This window comes from Pseudomonas sp. PDM32 (assembly GCF_019219225.1).
Taxonomy (GTDB): Bacteria; Pseudomonadota; Gammaproteobacteria; order Pseudomonadales; family Pseudomonadaceae; genus Aquipseudomonas; species Aquipseudomonas laurylsulfatiphila.
Map to the genome: position 1 here is coordinate 37,770 of NZ_JAHUWE010000016.1, position 16,323 is coordinate 54,092.

Here is a 16,323-nt window from a genome sequence, read left to right on the forward strand (position 1 = left end):
GGGCAATTGAGATGAAATCAAGGATAACGCCAGTGGCGCGGGTGCGAAAGCTCTTAAAGTTTCTAATCTTCGAGACCGCCAGGATCGCAGCCTTCGGCAGCTCCTACATGGCGATGCATTCTTGTAGGAGCTGCCGAAGGCTGCGATCTTTTGGTGTTACTGAATCAGCGAACCCCGCAGCGAATGCGGCTGCGCGGCATCGATGTGCACGTCCGCGAACTGGCCGATCAGGGTCGGATTGTCGCAGCGGAAGTTGACGATACGGTTATTCTCGGTCCGGCCTTGCAGCTCGCCCGGGTCTTTTTTCGAGTAGTCGGTCACCAGGATCCGCTGGATCGAACCGACCATTTGTCGGCTGATCTCGAAACCTTGCTGGTTCAAGCGATGCTGCAGGGCATTCAGACGCTCTTTTTTCAGCTCTTCAGGGGTGTCGTCGGCCAGGTCGGCGGCCGGAGTGCCCGGGCGTTGGCTATAGACGAACGAGTAGGAAAAGTCGAAGCCGACGTCGGCAATCAGCTTCATGGTTTGCTCGAAGTCTTTCTCGGTCTCGCCCGGGAAGCCGACGATGAAGTCCGAGCTGATGCAGATCCCCGGTACGGCGGCGCGCAGCTTGCGCAGTTTGGATTTGTATTCCAGCGCGGTGTGGTTGCGCTTCATCGCGGCGAGGATGCGGTCCGAGCCCGACTGCACTGGCAAGTGCAGGTGCTTGACCAGTTCCGGCACATCGGCGTGGGCCTGGATCAGGCTGTCGGAGAACTCCAGCGGATGCGACGTGGTGTAGCGGATGCGGTCGATGCCATCGACGGCGGCAACCACGCGGATCAGCTCGGCCAGATCCGCCAGGCGCCCGTCATGGGTGAGGCCGCGATAACCGTTGACGTTCTGCCCCAGCAGTGTCACTTCGCGCACGCCGTTTTCGGCCAGGTGAATGATCTCGGCAATCACGTCGTCGAACGGCCGGCTGACTTCTTCGCCGCGGGTGTAGGGCACCACGCAGAAGGTGCAGTACTTGCTGCAGCCTTCCATCACTGACACGTAAGCGCTCGGGCCGTCGATGCGCGGCTCGGGCAAATGGTCGAACTTTTCGATTTCCGGGAACGAGACATCGACTTGCGGCAGCCTGGTGATGCGCGCGGCGTCGATCATTTCCGGCAGGCGGTGCAGGGTTTGCGGGCCGAACACCACGTCGACGTACGGCGCGCGATCGCGAATGGCGGCGCCTTCCTGGCTGGCCACACAACCGCCGACGGCGATCACCATCTCCGGGTTGGCCAGTTTCAGTTCGCGCCAGCGCCCGAGCTGGGAGTAGACGCGGTCCTGCGCACGTTCGCGGATCGAGCAGGTGTTGAGCAGGATGACATCGGCGTCTTCAGCGCGCGCGGTGACTTCCAGGGCCTGGTGTTCGCCCAGCAGATCGACCATGCGCGAGCTGTCGTACTCGTTCATCTGGCAACCGTGGGTTTCGATGTAAAGCTTCTTGGCCATGGATAGAGTCATCACGTGATTCAAAGAACCGCGCATTATAGGGAACATGAACCCAGGTTCCTACCGCTGCGCGTCCGGCGGCTATGCTATAGTTTGCGCCCTCTTTTTTATCCCTCGATGTGTTACTCGCCCACCATGACCAAACGTGAAGCTCCAATCTACAAGGTGATTTTCCTCAACCAGGGCCAGGTGTTCGAAATGTACGCCAAGCAGATCTATCAAAGTGATCTGTGGGGCTTTCTGGAAGTGGAAGAGTTCGTCTTTGGCGAGCGCACGCAAGTGGTCGTCGATCCGAGCGAAGAAAAGCTCAAGGCTCAGTTCGAAGGCGTGGTGCGCAGTTTTGTGCCGATGCATTCGATCGTGCGTATCGACGAAGTCGAGCGTCTGGGGACACCAAAAATCAGCGAAGCCCGCGGCGCGGTCGGCAATGTCATGCCGTTTCCGATGCCGATGCCTGAGAAGTAAGCCTCAAGATCGAGTCGCCCCCATCTCGAGCAGGCTCGCTCCCACAATTAACCGCGTTTCCATGAGGGAACCCGGTCAACTGTGGGAGCGAGCCTGCTCGCGATAGGGTCAGTCAGAACACGGCAATAATCAGGGAAGCGGCGCAAAAGGCGTACGCCCATCGGCGCTCTGCAGCTCCATCAGATACTTACGGAAAATTTGCCCGAGCACCTGGGTGGCAAGCTCCAGTTCTTCGCGGGGCATTTTTTCGGTGACTTCGTCAGCGGTGTCCAGTGCATCTTCGGCACCGTTGACGGCTGCCATCTTCAGCAGGATATACGCCTGAACGTTATTGGCCGGTACGCCTTCGCCGTGGAAGAACATGGTACCGAGCTTGAATTGCGCCTGGGCGTGGCCTTGCAGCGAGGCCTTTTCGAAATAGCTCAGGGCTTGATTGAGGTCACGCGGCGCGTTTTTGCCTTCGTAGTAGAACTCACCCAACTCGTATTGCGCTTGCGCATCCCCTTCATCCGACGCTTTCTGGCAGGCGGCGATCGCCTGTTCCAGGTCTTGCGGCTGGGTATTGAGGGTGCAGCGACCCATCGCTGGGATCAACAACGAGTTGCCGCCTGCTTGTGCGTGCGCGAGCAGGGGCTGAAGAAGCAACAGGCAGCCCAGTGCAAGGGTGCGGCCGGTGCGGTTCATGGGAATCGACTTACCTCTGAAGGGCGCGCGGACCCATCGAGGGATCCAATAAGCGCGCATTATGAAATAAGCAGGGCCAACCTTACAAAGTCTTTACTCGTTTTTCTGCTGCGCGGGAAATATATCTCCCGTTTTGCGGAGGATTTTTGCTGAAAGTGTAGGAATGAAGGCGGGCGTGTAGGTGAAAGCTGACGCTGGCAATGGCCAACGTCAGCGCTACAGCGTTATTTCAAGGCAGCGAAGGCACGCTCGGCGGCGTCCAGGGTCAGTTTCAGTTCGGCTTCGCCGTGGGCGATCGAAGTGAAACCGGCTTCGAAGGCACTCGGTGCCAGGTACACGCCACCTTCGAGCATCAGGTGGAAGAAGCGGCCGAACAGGGCGGCGTCACTGGCCATCACGTCATCAAAAGTCACGATGTCGTCGGCGCCGCTGAAGTACAGGCCGAACATGCCGCCGGCTTGTGTGGTCACGAACGGAATGCCCGCCGCATCGGCGCGCTGTTGCAGGCCGTCGAGCAGGCGAGTGGTGTAGTCGGTCAGCTCGGCGTGGAAGCCCGGACGGCTGATCAGACGCAGGGTGGTCAGGCCGGCGGCCATCGCCAGGGGGTTACCGGACAGCGTACCGGCCTGGTAGACCGGGCCCAGCGGGGCGATGCGTTGCATGATTTCACGCTTGCCGCCGAAACAGCCGACCGGCATGCCGCCACCGATGATCTTGCCGAAGGTGGTCAGGTCCGGCGTCACGCCGTAGTACGCCTGGGCACCGCCGAGGGCGACACGGAAACCGGTCATCACTTCGTCGAAAATCAGCACCACGCCGTGCTTATCGCACAGGGTCCGCAGGCCTTCGAGGAAACCCGGTGCCGGCGGCACGCAGTTCATGTTGCCGGCCACTGGCTCGACGATGATGCAGGCCACGTCCTGGCCGACTTCGGCGAGCATGGCTTCAACGGCGTCGATGTCGTTGAACGGCAGGGTCAGGGTATGTTTGGCGAACGCTGCCGGTACGCCGGCCGAACTCGGTACGCCCTGGGTCAGTGCACCCGAGCCGGCCTTGACCAGCAGGCTGTCGGAGTGACCGTGGTAGCAGCCTTCGAACTTGATGATGCTGTCGCGACCGGTGAAGCCGCGGGCCAGGCGAATGGCGCTCATGGTCGCTTCGGTGCCGGAGCTGACCATGCGCACCATTTCCATCGACGGCACGAGAGAGCAGACCAGGTCGGCCATCTGCGTTTCCATCTCGGTCGGCGCGCCGTAGGACAGGCCGTGCTCCAGCTGCTTGCGCACCGCGTTCAGCACATCCGGATGGCTGTGGCCGAGGATCATCGGGCCCCAGGAGCCGACGTAATCCACATAGCGCTTGTCGTCTTCGTCGGTGACGTAGGCGCCTTCGGCGTGCTTGAAGAACAACGGCGTGCCGCCGACGCTCTTGAACGCGCGAACCGGCGAGTTCACGCCACCGGGAATGTGTTTCTGGGCATTGGCAAACAGCGTTTCGGAACGAGACATGATCGGGTTCTCAGATTTTAAGTAATTCGTTAAAGGCGCGGGCACGGCGGGTGACTTCGGCCGTGCTCTCGGCGCCGAACAGACCATGCACCACGGCCAGCAGATCGACCCCATGGGCCACCAGCGGAGCGGCGTTGTCCAGGGTGATGCCGCCGATCGCGCAGATCGGCAGGTGCAGTTGCTTGCGCGCCTGGTCGAGCAGTTCGAGGCTGCAGGTCGGTGCGCCGGGCTTGGTGTTGGAGTTGAAGAAGCGGCCGAAGGCGACGTAACTTGCACCTTCTTTGGCCGCCTGTTCGGCCAGTTCGAGCTGCGCGTGGCAGGTTGAACCGATGATCGCCTGACGTCCGAGCAGTGCGCGGGCCGGGGTCAGCGGGCCATCGGTCTGACCCAGGTGTACGCCCACATTGAGGCGCGCGGCCAGTTCGGCATCATCGTTGATGATCAGCTGGGTCTTGTAGCGTTCGCACAGTTCGCGCAAGGCTTCGGCTTCACGCAGGCGGCGGGCCTCGTCACTGCTTTTATCGCGGTACTGCAGCAAGGTGACACCGCCTTCCAGCGCCGCCTCCACGTACTTGAGCAACTTACCGTCCAGCAAATGGCTGTCGGTAATGGCGTACAGGCCACGTAGTTTCATCGGTCAAGCCTCACCGCATTACAAATGGAAGTTACGAACAGAAATCCAGCGGCAGGCGGCGCGGCACAAACTGGCCTTTGCCCAGCTGCTCGGCGTCACGCAGGGTGCGCCATGTGTAGTTAAGCGCGGTCTGCACGGCGCTGGCGAGGTTTTCACCCTGGGCCAGACGACCGGCCAGTGCGCTGGCCAGGGTGCAACCGGAACCGTGATAACTTCCGGGCAGGCGCTGGCAGGTAAAGGTTTCGCGCAGGCCGTCGCGGCTGTACAGGCGATTGTGGATTTCGGTTTCGTCGCCATGGCCGCCGGTGATCAGTAGGTGTTTGACGAACGGCAGGAGTTTTTCAGCGCACTCGTCCGCGGTGCCTTCGGGCAGTTCGGCGAGGATCCGGGCTTCGGGAAGGTTGGGAGTGGCAATGATCGACAAGGGCAGCAGGCGTTCGCGCATGGCGTAGCCGACTTCGTCCTTGCCCAGGCGTCCACCGCCGCCGGCACGCAGCACCGGGTCGCAGACCACTGGCAAATGCGGGTGCGCCGAAAGCAGTTCGACCACGGTGTCGACCATTTCCAGGGAACCGAGCATGCCCAGTTTGACCGCCGCGACTTCGGAATCGTTGAGCACGGCATTGGCCTGGGCCAGTACCCACTCACGGTCGAGGACGCGGAAGTCAGTGACATTGACGGTGTCTTGCACGGTCAGGGCGGTGACGGCCGGAGCCGCATGGCAACCCTGAGCGAGCAGGGCTTCGATATCTGCCTGCAAGCCGGCGCCACCACTTGGGTCGTGGCCGGAGAGACAGAGGACAACGGGGCGAGAGCTGTAGATATTCATGGTGCGCGAGCTTACCACCAAACAACGTTTTTCGGGTGTGCGTGCACTTCGGTGTGAGGCGTAGAAAAAGGCAAAAGATCGCAGCCTTCGGCAGCTCCTGCAAGAAGGGCGGATCGACGCAAACCTGTAGGAGCTGCCGAAGGCTGCAATCTTTTGATCTTTTGCCCAAAACAAACAGCTCTATCTCAAAAAAGCCTTCGCTGGAACGCCCGTCCTAGAGCCTTTTCATGAAAGATTTCAATGGTGTTTAATGGCCATCAACGGCTATGCTAGAGTGGATCCAAACCAATAACAGGTGATACCGGTTTTACGTCTGCTCAAAAGGAATGGGGGGCTTCCTGACAGAACCGGACAGGCCACGCTGGGGCTTCAATGCGCTATTTGCTGATGTTGCTGTTGTGTTTGCCCCTCCTGGCAGGCGCCGTCGAGTTCGATGAGTTTACTCAAAGCCTCCCCTTGGGCCGAACCCTGCAGGTCTATGAGGACGCGGGTGGTCAGGCGACCATCGCGGATATCCGCGCGCAAGCGGCGGCCGGTAACTTCAAGGCGCACAACAAAGACACACTCAACGCTGGTTACTCGCGCTCGGTGTTCTGGCTGAAAATCGACCTGCATTACCGACCGACCGATCCGGCGGCGCAACGGACCTGGCTTCTGGAACTGGCCTATCCACCCCTCGATCATCTCGATCTCTATTTGCCCGATGCGGCCGGCAACTATCAGTTGGTCAGGCAGACCGGCGATGCCTTGCCCTTCGCCAGCCGCGAGATTCGTCAGAACAACTATCTGTTCGACCTGACGTTCAAAGCCGACCAGGCCGAAACACTATTCCTGCGCTTGCAAAGCGAAGGCTCGATCCAGGCACCGGTAACCTTGTGGTCGAGCACCGCCTATCTCGAAGAGCAGCCCGTGCGCCTCTACGTACTGGGGCTGATCTACGGCGTGTTGCTGGGGATGCTGGTCTACAACCTGTTCATCTACCTCAGCGTGCGCGATACCAGCTACCTCTACTACATCTTCTATATCGCCTCGTTCGGCTTGTACCAGCTGTCGGTCAACGGCGCGGCAGTGCAGTATTTCTGGCCGGACAACCCTTGGTGGGCCAACGCCGCGACGCCGTTTTTCATCGGCTGCGCGGGGTTGTTCGGCAGTCAGTTCGCCCGCAGTTTCCTGCAAATGGCTACCCACATTCGCTGGCTCGACCGCTTGCTGCTGGCGTTGGTTGCCTTCGGTGCGCTGGTGGTCGGCCTGTCTTTGATGACCAGCTACGCCCTGGCGTTGCGCCTGGCCACGGCCCTGGCGCTGACGTTCACGGTGGTGATTTTTGCCGCCGGGATCTTTGCCTGGCTGCGGGGCCTGCGCGTCGCGCGGTATTTCATCATTGCCTGGTCGGCGTTTTTGCTCGGCGGTATCGTCAATACGTTGATGGTGCTGGGATACCTGCCGAATGTGTTCCTGACCATGTACTCCAGCCAGATCGGCTCGGCCATCGAAGTGGCGTTGTTGTCCCTGGCCCTGGCCGACCGCATTAACGACATGCGCGAGCAGCAGGCGCAGACGCTATTCGACGCCGGCCAGAAGCTTGAAATCCTCAACCAGCAACTGGCGCGCAGTAACAAGCTCAAGGACGAATTCCTGGCCACCCTGACCCACGAACTGCGCACGCCCATGAACGGTGTGATCGGTTCGCTGGAATTGATGCAGACGGTCGAAATGGACCCGGAGCTTGAGCAGTATCAGCAGACGGCTTCGGGGTCGGCGCGGGACATGATGCGCATGGTCAACGGTATCCTGACCCTCACCGAACTGCAGGCCGGCAAACTCCAGACCTCGGCCGACAGTTTCAGCTTGCGCCGCATGGTCGAGGCGCTGCGCACGCAGTTCGAGGGCAACGCTTCGAGCAAGTCGCTGGACTTCAAGGTCGACGTCGCATCCGGAGTGCCGGATCGCTTGCACGGCGACAACACCAAGATCGCGCAATGCCTGGAGTGTCTGCTGGACAACGCCATCAAGTTCACCCGGGTCGGTGGCCTGGCCTTGCGGGTGACCGGCAAGGCCGTTGAACCCGACCGGCTGGCGTTGACCTTCGCGGTGATCGATACGGGCATTGGCTTCACCGATCTGGGAGAGGCCACGATGTATCAACGGTTCTTCCAGCTCGACGGTTCGATGACCCGTGAATACGGTGGCCTGGGTGTTGGCCTGGCGATTTGCCGGCAGTTGGTCGAATTGCTCGGTGGACGCCTGACGCATCGCTCCGAGCCAGGACGCGGCAGCCGGTTTCAGCTGGATGTGGAAGTCGGGCTGCCGGTGACCGAACGCCCGCTGGCGCCCTTGATGCCCCGGGATTTTTCGCGCCTGCGCCTGCCGCAGGATTGTGCCGTGTTGTTGGTGGATGACAACAGCATCAGCCAGTTGGTGATGCGCGGCATGTTGCTCAAGCTGGGTTTCCGCGTGCGTACGGCCGACGGAGCCGATGTCGCGCTCGATCTCCTGCAGCGCGAAGTGTTTGACGCGGTGCTGGTCGATTGTCAGTTGCCGCGTCAGGACGGTGAGTCGCTGTGCTGCCAGATCCGCGCGTTGCCGGGCTATGCCGAGCTGCCGCTGTTCATGATCGCCCTGGGGGGTGACCGTGAACGCTGCCCGACCGGCGCGTTGATCGATTACCTGAGCAAACCGGTGAAATTCGAAGACTTGCAGGCCGCGCTCTACCGTCGGGTGCTCTGCTCGCAACAGGGCGAAAGCGCCGACAGTTAGGCGGATATGACACTTTGTTCGACTGAGGGGCGGTGCTTAACTGAAGTCCCTTGGCCGACCAAAGGAGCCCAGTCATGAACCTGCATCAGTTTGCCGAAACCCACGAAGTCACCAACCAGCCACCGTCACTGGACGGCGCTAACCTCTACCGCATCGACTTGCCATTGCAGGAGTGGTCGCGGCGGTTCGGGGCCGGTTGGGCCGAATCGCGGATCGACGCTTACGGCGCGCTGGCCGGTGGCCCGCTGATGGAAGCCGGGTTCCTCGCCAATCAGAACAAGCCGGTGTTCAACAGTCATGACCGCTTTGGTCATCGCATCGATCTGGTGGAATTTCATCCGGCCTATCACCAACTGATGCGCACGGCAGTCGAGCACGGCTTGACCTCGCTGCCTTGGGCGCACCCGCAGGACGGTGCTCATGTCGCCCGCGCCAGCATGTCGTATCTGCACAGCCAGGCCGAAGCCGGCAGTGGCTGCCCGTTGACCATGACCTTCGCCAGCGTTCCGGCCATGCGTCTGCAACCGGACCTGGCGCAAAAGTGGTTGCCGAAAATCCTCGCCACCGAATACGACCCGCGCAACGTCGGCATGGCCCACAAGGCCGGGGTCACCATCGGCATGGCCATGACCGAGAAACAGGGTGGCACCGATGTGCGGGCCAATACCACCAAGGCGTATCCGGTTGGAGCCAGCGGTCCGGGCCAGGCCTATGAGTTGGTGGGGCACAAGTGGTTTTGCTCGGCGCCGATGTGCGACGCCTTCCTGACACTGGCGCAGACCGACAAGGGCCTGACCTGTTTCCTGCTGCCGCGCCATCGCCCGGACGACACACGCAATCAGTTCTATATCCAGCGCTTGAAGAACAAGCTCGGCAATTGCTCCAACGCTTCGAGCGAAGTGGAGTTTCGCGGCGCACTGGCGTGGATGATCGGTGAAGAGGGGCGTGGCGTTCCAACGATCATCGAGATGGTCGCCATGACCCGCTTCGATTGCATGGTCGGTTCCAGTTCGCTGATGCGTCAGGCGTTGACCCAGGCCAGCCATCATTGTGCTCATCGTTCGGTCGGCGGCAAATTGCTCAGCGAGCAACCGTTGATGCAGAACGTGCTGGCGGACCTGGCGCTGGAAAGCGAGGCCGCCCTGGCCTTGAGCCTGCGTATGGGCCGGGCGCTGGATCATCTGGACGACTCGCAGGAAGCCAGGTTCGCCCGGCTGGTAACGGCGGTGGGCAAGTACTGGATCTGCAAGCGGGCGCCGGCCATGATCAACGAAGCGGCCGAATGCATGGGCGGTGCGGGTTATGTCGAAGACAGCATTTTGCCGCGGCTTTACCGCGAGGCGCCGGTGAATTCGACGTGGGAAGGTTCCGGCAACGTGCAGTGCCTGGACGTGCTGCGTGCCCTGTCAAAAGAACCGGGCGTGCTCGATGCACTGTTCAGCGAGTTGGGCGATGGCCATGGCGACCAGCGCCTTGCCGCGCACATCCAGCAATTGCAGGCAGCCTTCAAGGACACCAGCGACATTCAGTACCGCGCCCGGCAACTGACTGAAGACATCGCCTTGGGGTTGCAGGCCAAGTTGCTGCTGGAAGCCGGGAATTCGGTGGTCAGTGATGCCTTCATCGCCAGTCGCCTGGACGGTGGCGGCCGAGTGTACGGCGCGTTGCCACGCGGCCTGGACGTGGAAGCGATTGTCGCCCGATCGACCCCGCAGGGTTTCTGATCCCAGGTGCAGGACGCCACTGGACCAATGTGGGAGCGGGCTTGCTCGCGAATGCGGTTTCACATTCAACCTTGATGTGACTGACAGGCCGCTTTCGCGAGCAAGCCCGCTCCCACATTTGATCTGCGGTGTGTCCCGGGGTTTGTGTAGCAATCACTGTTCCCGTGAAGCGACGATGCAGGCAAGATGAAGGTCTGCAAGTCAGAACACAGGATGCTGATCGTGACCGAAGCTTTTATTGTCGTTCAAACCGCCGAGCAAGCCGTGGATCGGCTTGCACTCTTGCACAATCGTGCAACCACCGCGCTGAGTCAGGCGCTCAAGCGTTACCTCAAGGACCGCGTCGAGCCTGATGCCGAGCAGCGGGCGTTGTTCCGGTATCCCGAGCTGCGCCTGACCTACCTTTGCCAGGGCGAAGTCCCGCAGACCACGCGTGCCTATGCCAAGGTCCAGCTGCCGGGCACCTACAGCGTCACCGTCACCCATCCGTCGGCTTTCCGTAAGTACCTGCTGGAACAACTGGTTCCGTTGATGCACGACTTCACCGTGACGGTGGAAGTCGGTGTCAGCCAGCAGAACATCCCGTATCCGTATGTGGTCGAGCAGGGCGATGAACTGGGAGGCTCCGGCGTCACCGCCGCCGTGCTGGCGCGGGTATTCCCGAGTACCGACCTGTCGGCCGCGACCGACGGCATTGCCGACGGTTTGTACGACTGGGAAAACACCGATCCGCTGCCGCTGGCCCTTTTCGATGCCGCACGGGTGGATTTCTCCCTGCGCCGACTGGTGCATTACACCGGCAGCGACTGGCGCCATGTGCAGCCGTGGATTCTGCTGACCAACTACCACCGCTATGTCGACCAGTTCATCGTCCACGGCCTGGAACAATTGCGCCAAGACCCGCGCTTCGTGCGCATGGTGCTGCCGGGTAACGTGATCATCGAAAAAAGCATGGATCACGGCGAAGCGTCGGCGATTGCCGCCGGCGTGGTCTGGCACCGTTACCAGATGCCGGCCTATCACCTGATCGCCAGTGACGGCCACGGCGTGACCCTGGTCAACATCGGTGTCGGCCCGTCCAACGCCAAGAACATCACCGACCACCTCGCCGTTCTGCGCCCGCATTGCTGGCTGATGATCGGCCACTGCGGCGGCCTGCGTCAGTCGCAGACGATTGGCGACTACGTGCTGGCCCACGCCTACATGCGCCGCGACGGCATTCTCGACCGGGTCGTGCCGCCGAACATTCCGATTCCGGCCCTGGCCGAAGTGCAACTTGCGCTTCAGCAGGCGGCGGCCAACATTACCGGTGAGAAGGGCGACGAACTGAAAAAACGCCTGCGCACCGGTACCGTGCTGACCTACGACGACCGCAACTGGGAGCTGCGCTGGGCGCAGGAAAGGCCGCTGATCAACCTGTCTCGCGCCGTGGCGGTGGACATGGAAAGTGGCACCATCGCCGCCCAGGGTTATCGTTTGCGGGTGCCGTACGGCACGTTGCTCTGCGTCTCGGACAAACCGCTGCACAGCGAAATCAAGTTGCCGGGCTCGGCCAACGCCTTCTATGAGCGCGCGGTCAGCCAGCACTTGAAGATCGGTATCGAAGCGGTGGATCTGTTGCGCACCGAGCTCAACTCACTGCACTCGCGCAAACTGCGCAGCTTCGACGAGCCGCCGTTCCGCTAACGGTAGTCGTGGTCATTTGACGGTTGGGGCACTAGCATTGGCAGCCCTGACCGTTAGATGTTTCCATTCTCATGTCTCGTCCTCCTCAACGTCCCGTTTCCCGCCGCCCTGGCACGAAACCGTCGCCTGCAGCCCCGCGCCGTGTCGCCAAGGCGCCACCGGCCGAGCCGAAGCTGATCCTGTTCAACAAACCTTTCGATGTGCTGACGCAATTCAGCGACGGCGAAGGGCGCGCGACGCTCAAGGACTACATCGATGTACCGGGAATCTATCCGGCCGGACGGCTGGACCGCGACAGCGAAGGCTTGTTGCTGCTGACCAACGACGGCCAGCTTCAGGCGCGAATCGCGGACCCGAAGCACAAACTGGCCAAGACCTATTGGGTACAGGTCGAAGGCGAGCCGAGCGCCGAGCAATTGCAGCGCCTGCGTGACGGCGTCGAATTGAATGACGGCATGACCTTGCCCGCCGAGGCGCGGCAGCTGGACGAGCCCGAGCTATGGCCGCGCAATCCGCCGGTGCGCTTTCGCAAAAGCGTGCCGACCAGTTGGCTGGAGTTGGTGATTCGCGAAGGGCGCAACCGGCAGGTGCGGCGCATGACCGCTGCGGTCGGTTTGCCAACCTTGCGCCTGGTGCGGGTCAGAATCGGTGACTGGACGATCGAAGGGCTCGATCAGGGCCAGTGGAAAGAAGTACCGGCGCGCTTATAAGGCGCCGGATTCGATCAGGCCGATCACCACGCTCTTGATGATGAACGCGGCCACGCCCAGGCCCAGCACGAAGAACAGGATGAACGAGCCAAAGCGCCCGGCCTTGGACTTCTTCGCCAGATCCCAGACGATGAAACCCATGAAAATGATCAGGATCGTGACCAGACCGGTCATCATCCACTCTTCAAAGACTGCAGGATCCATCGAACATCTCCAGCGCGGGCGAGGCTAAAAGGGCGCGAAGATTATACGCCTCGCTGACTGCGTACTGTATTGACCTGCGTCGGTGTGTCGCACCTGTGGCGAGGGGGCTTGCCCCCGTTGGGCTGCGTAGCGGCCCTGAAATCTGCAAGCAGGTTATACCTGACACACCTCATTTGCTGCGTTTGCGACTGCTTCGCAGCCGAACGGGACGGTGCGGCGATCCGACAAACCCCCTCGCCACAATCAGCTGCGCAGATGAGTCAGAGGCAGTTCGGTGCTGTTCAAAACCTGGTTCAGCACAAAACTCGAACGCACGCTGGTCACGCCTTCAATCCGGGTCAGATGCCCGAGCAGCAGTTTCTGGTAGTGATCCATGTCCGGCACCACGACCTTAAGTTGATAGTCGGCATCCATCCCGGTCACCAGGCTGCATTCGAGCACTTGGGGCAAGGTGCGAATGGCCGCTTCGAAGTTCTCGAAACGTTCCGGCGTATGACGGTCCATACCGATCAGCACGTAGGCCGTCAGGCTCAGGCCGAGCATTTTGCGGTCGAGCAGGGCGACCTGACGGGAAATGTAGCCGTCGTCCTCGAGTTGCTTGACCCGCCGCGAACACGGCGAAGGCGACAGACCGATGCGCTCGGCCAACTCCTGGTTGGAGATGCGTGCGTCGCGCTGCAATTCCGCCAAAATACTCAGGTCGTAACGATCGAGCTTGCTCATCAATCAGTCCTTTGTCGTAACTATTGCGGCAGATTATGTATCCGGGGTTAAAAATTGCGCAAGTGATGTTTAATTGAGCAATCTTCGCAATCCTCTGTCGGTGCTCACGGCCTATTCTTATCACCAGAATCACTGCTCGGACAAACAGTCCAGTGCGGCTCGCCCAATCAGGCCCGCCGCGGTCGCCACCCCCACCGGGGATGTGCCGGCCCCCGAGCTACACACTGTCCAGAAGACGGCGTGAGGTGAGCCGGCGCCACAAGCGTTGAGCCAGGACGAAGTTCTCCAAGGGGAGGCCGACGGGTCTCCCCTTTTTCTTGCGTGGAATTTGACCCTCCCGGCCTCAATAAATAAGTTGCGTGACTGATAACCTGTCGCAGAACCGGCCACTGCTTTCCCAGTCTTACGTACAGGCCCTAACCCGCAATGAGGATAAGCATGAAATCGCGCATCTGGCGTTTGGCCGGTGTTGGTTTGCTGTGTGTCAGTGTCACTGCGCAATCGCTGGCCGATGAGCAGCAAAACCGTGGCCATGATGGCGGGCAGCACGGTCAGGACGGGCATCAGGGTGGTCACCAGGGGGGTGGTCAGGGCCATGGCAACAACCAGCCACGCCCGCAGAACGGCCCGCCACAGAACCCGCCGCGTGCGCAGAACAACGACAGCCGCCAGTACGAGCACAACGGCCAGAATCAACATCAGAACAATAGCCAGAGGCAGCCCCCTCCAGCGCCGGATTTCAACAGCCCGGTTCGCTCACCGCCGCCACCACCGCAGGCACCGGCCACTGACATGCCGATTCAGCCGCGCCCCGACACCGTGCGCCAGACGCAGCCGCCGCAGCGCCATGACTACCAGGATCAGCACTACCAGGATCAACCGCATCGCAACGATTACAATCAGCGCTGGAAGGGCTATATCGGTGCGCCGACCAATGATAATCACTGGGACGGACGCCCGAGCGGACACGGTAACGGCTGGGGGCCAGGTCCCAGGTATCGCCCCGGCCAGGTGATCGATCGCTTCCCCGAACGTAACTTCCGCGTGCCTTACCGTGGCATGGATTACTACTATTCCGGTGGCTACTGGTATCGCCCGCTGGGTCCGCGTTATGAGGTGGTAGAGCCACCACGCGGGATTCGCGTCAGCTACCTTCCAGATTATGCCGAGCAGGTGTGGATCGGCGGGGCGCTGCTGTTCCTCGCGGCCGGTTCGTATTACGCCTACCAGGAGAGCACTCGGGATTACGTCGTGGTCGAGCCGCCGGTTGGCCAACCGCAGTCGCCTCCCCCGGCCGCCAGCAATGGATATGACGTGGAGGCGTACCCGGCCAACGGCCAGTCGCCGGAGCAGGTCAGTCGCGATGGTTACGAGTGTTATCAATACGCGGTGCAGCAGAGTGGTTTCGATCCACGCACCGCCACCTACCAGCCAGACCCCTCGGTGGTGCAAGTCTACCGACAGGCCCAGGGCAGTTGCCTGAGCAGTCGTGGTTATCAGGTGAACTACTGAGCCCGAGCGGTTTTAATCACTTCCTGCGGGTCTGCGTGCACCAGCACTTCAGCTCGCGGGTAGGCGGTGTGAATGGCGGCGGCCGCCTGATCGCTGATGCCGTGGGCGACTGACAGCGTCAGTTCCCCCGGTAGCTCCAGATGCAACTGCACAAACCACTGGTTGCCGGAGATCCGCGTGCGCAGGTCATGGGCACCCAACACGCCGGGCACGCTGCACGCCAATTCCAGCATGTGCTGGCTGACCTCCGGCGGCAGTTCTTCATCCATCAATACCGCAAAGCTCTCCCGGGCGATCTGCACTGCGCTCCACAGAATGTAGGCGGCGATTCCAAGACCGAACCAGGGGTCGACCTGATGCAGTCCAAATCCGGCCAACACCAGCGCGATCAGAATGCTGCCGTTGAGCAGCAGGTCCGAGCGGTAGTGCAGGGAGTCGGCGCGCACCGCGTTGGAGCCGGTGGCCTTGACCACCCGATGTTGAAACATCAACAACGCCAGAGTCAGTACGAGGGACAACACAATCACGCCGATACTGATCCACGGCGCGCCGACCGGTTCGGGATGTTTGAGCCGATCATAGGCCTGCAGCGCAATCAGTACCGCACTGCCGCCGATGAACAACGCCTGGGCCATGCCCGCCAATGACTCGGCCTTGCCGTGCCCGTAGCGATGATCATTGTCGGCTGGGCGCAGGGCGTAATGCACCGCCAGCAGGTTGAGCAATGACGTGACACCGTCGAGTGTCGAGTCGGTGAGCCCGGCGAGCATGCTCACCGAGCCGCTCAGCCACCAGGCGATGGCTTTGGCGACAATCAATGTGCACGCCACCGCCACCGAGGCACGGGTCGCCAGCCGCAGCAGGCGGGCGTGTTCGGAGCTGGAGGTCATAGTGGCCATCGTTCCTTGAAGAGTCCTTTCGCGTGTAGGGATTACGCGGCCGGTTGCAGGCCGAACATCGCCAGTTGCTGAGCGCTGCCTTTGCTCTGGATCAGGCGTGGATCGTCCAGCGGGAAGCTGCGGCCCAGCTCGCTTTCCAGAATAGTCTGCAACTTGCGGTTATCGACCTGGCCGTCGGGGCCGATGGCGTCCTTGAGTTTTTGCGGATCGACCTGGGCGGTCTTGCCCGGTTCGAAATAAATCGCGCCGGTGGCGAAGTCCACGGCAAACGCGATCAGGCCGGGGATGATGTAGAACAGCAGGCCCACGGCATCGAGCGCGGCGATGGCCGGGTCGATCTTGCCTTCGATCTGGCCACGGCGGTCGGGGTAGAAAATCGACCCGCAGGCGGTCACTTGAGTCAGCAAGGTTGCGACCAGAACACCGCCAATCAGGCGAAAGGGAGCACGCATATGAAATCTCCTGAGTAGAACGCCAAGAACGTTACTGGTTAGAGCCCAGAC

General features: G+C 61.3%; 15 protein-coding genes. 6 read left to right on the forward strand and 9 right to left on the reverse strand.

Features of this window, described 5'->3' with window-relative positions; all coding sequences use genetic code 11:
• Positions 1-156: 156 nt before the first annotated feature.
• Entirely contained in the window at positions 157-1,485 is a 1,329-nt protein-coding gene (gene miaB / locus KW846_RS26010) for a tRNA (N6-isopentenyl adenosine(37)-C2)-methylthiotransferase MiaB (RefSeq protein WP_218486011.1), read from the reverse strand.
• 135 nt (positions 1,486-1,620) lie between these two features.
• Here miaB and KW846_RS26015 point away from each other — a divergent pair, with 135 nt between their 5' ends.
• The gene (locus KW846_RS26015; protein WP_003185742.1) at positions 1,621-1,950 is read left to right on the forward strand and encodes a DUF1820 family protein; all 330 of its coding nucleotides are present in this window, start codon (positions 1,621-1,623) and stop codon (positions 1,948-1,950) included.
• Positions 1,951-2,079: 129 nt separating this feature from the next.
• On the opposite strand, the gene KW846_RS26020 is transcribed toward KW846_RS26015, so the two are convergent.
• The 4 genes from KW846_RS26020 to KW846_RS26035 form a co-directional block, all read right to left on the reverse strand.
• Complete coding sequence (locus KW846_RS26020; protein ID WP_095965710.1) at positions 2,080-2,634, reverse strand: tetratricopeptide repeat protein; 555 nt, start codon at positions 2,632-2,634, stop codon at positions 2,080-2,082.
• Between the two features lie 224 nt (positions 2,635-2,858).
• Positions 2,859-4,142 (reverse strand): glutamate-1-semialdehyde 2,1-aminomutase, encoded by a 1,284-nt coding sequence (gene hemL / locus KW846_RS26025; RefSeq protein ID WP_218486012.1) that lies wholly within the window; start codon positions 4,140-4,142, stop codon positions 2,859-2,861.
• Positions 4,143-4,152: 10 nt separating this feature from the next.
• Positions 4,153-4,776 (reverse strand): thiamine phosphate synthase, encoded by a 624-nt coding sequence (gene thiE / locus KW846_RS26030; RefSeq protein ID WP_095965708.1) that lies wholly within the window; start codon positions 4,774-4,776, stop codon positions 4,153-4,155.
• A gap of 31 nt (positions 4,777-4,807) precedes the next feature.
• The gene (locus KW846_RS26035; RefSeq protein WP_057713171.1) at positions 4,808-5,605 is read right to left on the reverse strand and encodes a hydroxymethylpyrimidine/phosphomethylpyrimidine kinase; all 798 of its coding nucleotides are present in this window, start codon (positions 5,603-5,605) and stop codon (positions 4,808-4,810) included.
• Between the two features lie 372 nt (positions 5,606-5,977).
• Here KW846_RS26035 and KW846_RS26040 point away from each other — a divergent pair, with 372 nt between their 5' ends.
• From KW846_RS26040 to KW846_RS26055, 4 genes are all read left to right on the forward strand, one after another.
• Positions 5,978-8,362: a hybrid sensor histidine kinase/response regulator gene (locus KW846_RS26040; RefSeq protein WP_218486013.1), complete on the forward strand. Its 2,385-nt coding sequence runs from the start codon at positions 5,978-5,980 to the stop codon at positions 8,360-8,362.
• Positions 8,363-8,436: 74 nt separating this feature from the next.
• A complete protein-coding gene (locus KW846_RS26045; RefSeq protein WP_007975843.1) occupies positions 8,437-10,086 on the forward strand; it encodes an acyl-CoA dehydrogenase family protein in 1,650 nt (549 codons plus the stop codon).
• 186 nt (positions 10,087-10,272) lie between these two features.
• On the forward strand, positions 10,273-11,772 hold the full coding sequence (gene amn, locus KW846_RS26050; protein WP_218486014.1) for an AMP nucleosidase: 1,500 nt from the start codon (positions 10,273-10,275) through the stop codon (positions 11,770-11,772).
• Between the two features lie 71 nt (positions 11,773-11,843).
• Positions 11,844-12,482, forward strand: coding sequence for a pseudouridine synthase (locus KW846_RS26055; protein ID WP_095965705.1), 639 nt, complete (start codon positions 11,844-11,846; stop codon positions 12,480-12,482).
• Here the strand turns inward: KW846_RS26055 and KW846_RS26060 are convergent.
• Together KW846_RS26060 and KW846_RS26065 are read right to left on the reverse strand one after the other, a co-directional pair.
• Positions 12,477-12,686 (reverse strand): DUF2788 domain-containing protein, encoded by a 210-nt coding sequence (locus KW846_RS26060; RefSeq protein WP_007975837.1) that lies wholly within the window; start codon positions 12,684-12,686, stop codon positions 12,477-12,479. The genes KW846_RS26055 and KW846_RS26060 overlap by 6 nt on opposite strands.
• 243 nt (positions 12,687-12,929) lie before the next feature.
• Positions 12,930-13,409: an Lrp/AsnC family transcriptional regulator gene (locus KW846_RS26065; RefSeq protein WP_007937367.1), complete on the reverse strand. Its 480-nt coding sequence runs from the start codon at positions 13,407-13,409 to the stop codon at positions 12,930-12,932.
• A gap of 438 nt (positions 13,410-13,847) precedes the next feature.
• On the opposite strand from KW846_RS26065, the gene KW846_RS26070 reads away from it, so the two are divergent.
• A complete protein-coding gene (locus KW846_RS26070) occupies positions 13,848-14,921 on the forward strand; it encodes a DUF6515 family protein (RefSeq protein WP_218486015.1) in 1,074 nt (357 codons plus the stop codon).
• On the opposite strand, the gene KW846_RS26075 is transcribed toward KW846_RS26070, so the two are convergent.
• Positions 14,915-15,811: a cation diffusion facilitator family transporter gene (locus tag KW846_RS26075; RefSeq protein ID WP_218486016.1), complete on the reverse strand. Its 897-nt coding sequence runs from the start codon at positions 15,809-15,811 to the stop codon at positions 14,915-14,917. The genes KW846_RS26070 and KW846_RS26075 overlap by 7 nt on opposite strands.
• A 41-nt stretch (positions 15,812-15,852) precedes the next feature.
• On the reverse strand, positions 15,853-16,272 hold the full coding sequence (locus tag KW846_RS26080; protein WP_007975830.1) for a hypothetical protein: 420 nt from the start codon (positions 16,270-16,272) through the stop codon (positions 15,853-15,855).
• Positions 16,273-16,323 lie beyond the last annotated feature (51 nt).

What these genes read in the sequence shown, in the direction of transcription:
- miaB (WP_218486011.1), bottom strand. Translation starts at nt 1,485, where the DNA reads ATGGCCAAGAAGCTTTACATCGAAACCCACGGTTGCCAGATGAACGAG.
- KW846_RS26015 (WP_003185742.1), top strand. Translation starts at nt 1,621, where the DNA reads ATGACCAAACGTGAAGCTCCAATCTACAAGGTGATTTTCCTCAACCAG.
- KW846_RS26020 (WP_095965710.1), bottom strand. Translation starts at nt 2,634, where the DNA reads ATGAACCGCACCGGCCGCACCCTTGCACTGGGCTGCCTGTTGCTTCTT.
- hemL (WP_218486012.1), bottom strand. Translation starts at nt 4,142, where the DNA reads ATGTCTCGTTCCGAAACGCTGTTTGCCAATGCCCAGAAACACATTCCC.
- thiE (WP_095965708.1), bottom strand. Translation starts at nt 4,776, where the DNA reads ATGAAACTACGTGGCCTGTACGCCATTACCGACAGCCATTTGCTGGAC.
- KW846_RS26035 (WP_057713171.1), bottom strand. Translation starts at nt 5,605, where the DNA reads ATGAATATCTACAGCTCTCGCCCCGTTGTCCTCTGTCTCTCCGGCCAC.
- KW846_RS26040 (WP_218486013.1), top strand. Translation starts at nt 5,978, where the DNA reads ATGCGCTATTTGCTGATGTTGCTGTTGTGTTTGCCCCTCCTGGCAGGC.
- KW846_RS26045 (WP_007975843.1), top strand. Translation starts at nt 8,437, where the DNA reads ATGAACCTGCATCAGTTTGCCGAAACCCACGAAGTCACCAACCAGCCA.
- amn (WP_218486014.1), top strand. Translation starts at nt 10,273, where the DNA reads ATGAAGGTCTGCAAGTCAGAACACAGGATGCTGATCGTGACCGAAGCT.
- KW846_RS26055 (WP_095965705.1), top strand. Translation starts at nt 11,844, where the DNA reads ATGTCTCGTCCTCCTCAACGTCCCGTTTCCCGCCGCCCTGGCACGAAA.
- KW846_RS26060 (WP_007975837.1), bottom strand. Translation starts at nt 12,686, where the DNA reads ATGGATCCTGCAGTCTTTGAAGAGTGGATGATGACCGGTCTGGTCACG.
- KW846_RS26065 (WP_007937367.1), bottom strand. Translation starts at nt 13,409, where the DNA reads ATGAGCAAGCTCGATCGTTACGACCTGAGTATTTTGGCGGAATTGCAG.
- KW846_RS26070 (WP_218486015.1), top strand. Translation starts at nt 13,848, where the DNA reads ATGAAATCGCGCATCTGGCGTTTGGCCGGTGTTGGTTTGCTGTGTGTC.
- KW846_RS26075 (WP_218486016.1), bottom strand. Translation starts at nt 15,811, where the DNA reads ATGACCTCCAGCTCCGAACACGCCCGCCTGCTGCGGCTGGCGACCCGT.
- KW846_RS26080 (WP_007975830.1), bottom strand. Translation starts at nt 16,272, where the DNA reads ATGCGTGCTCCCTTTCGCCTGATTGGCGGTGTTCTGGTCGCAACCTTG.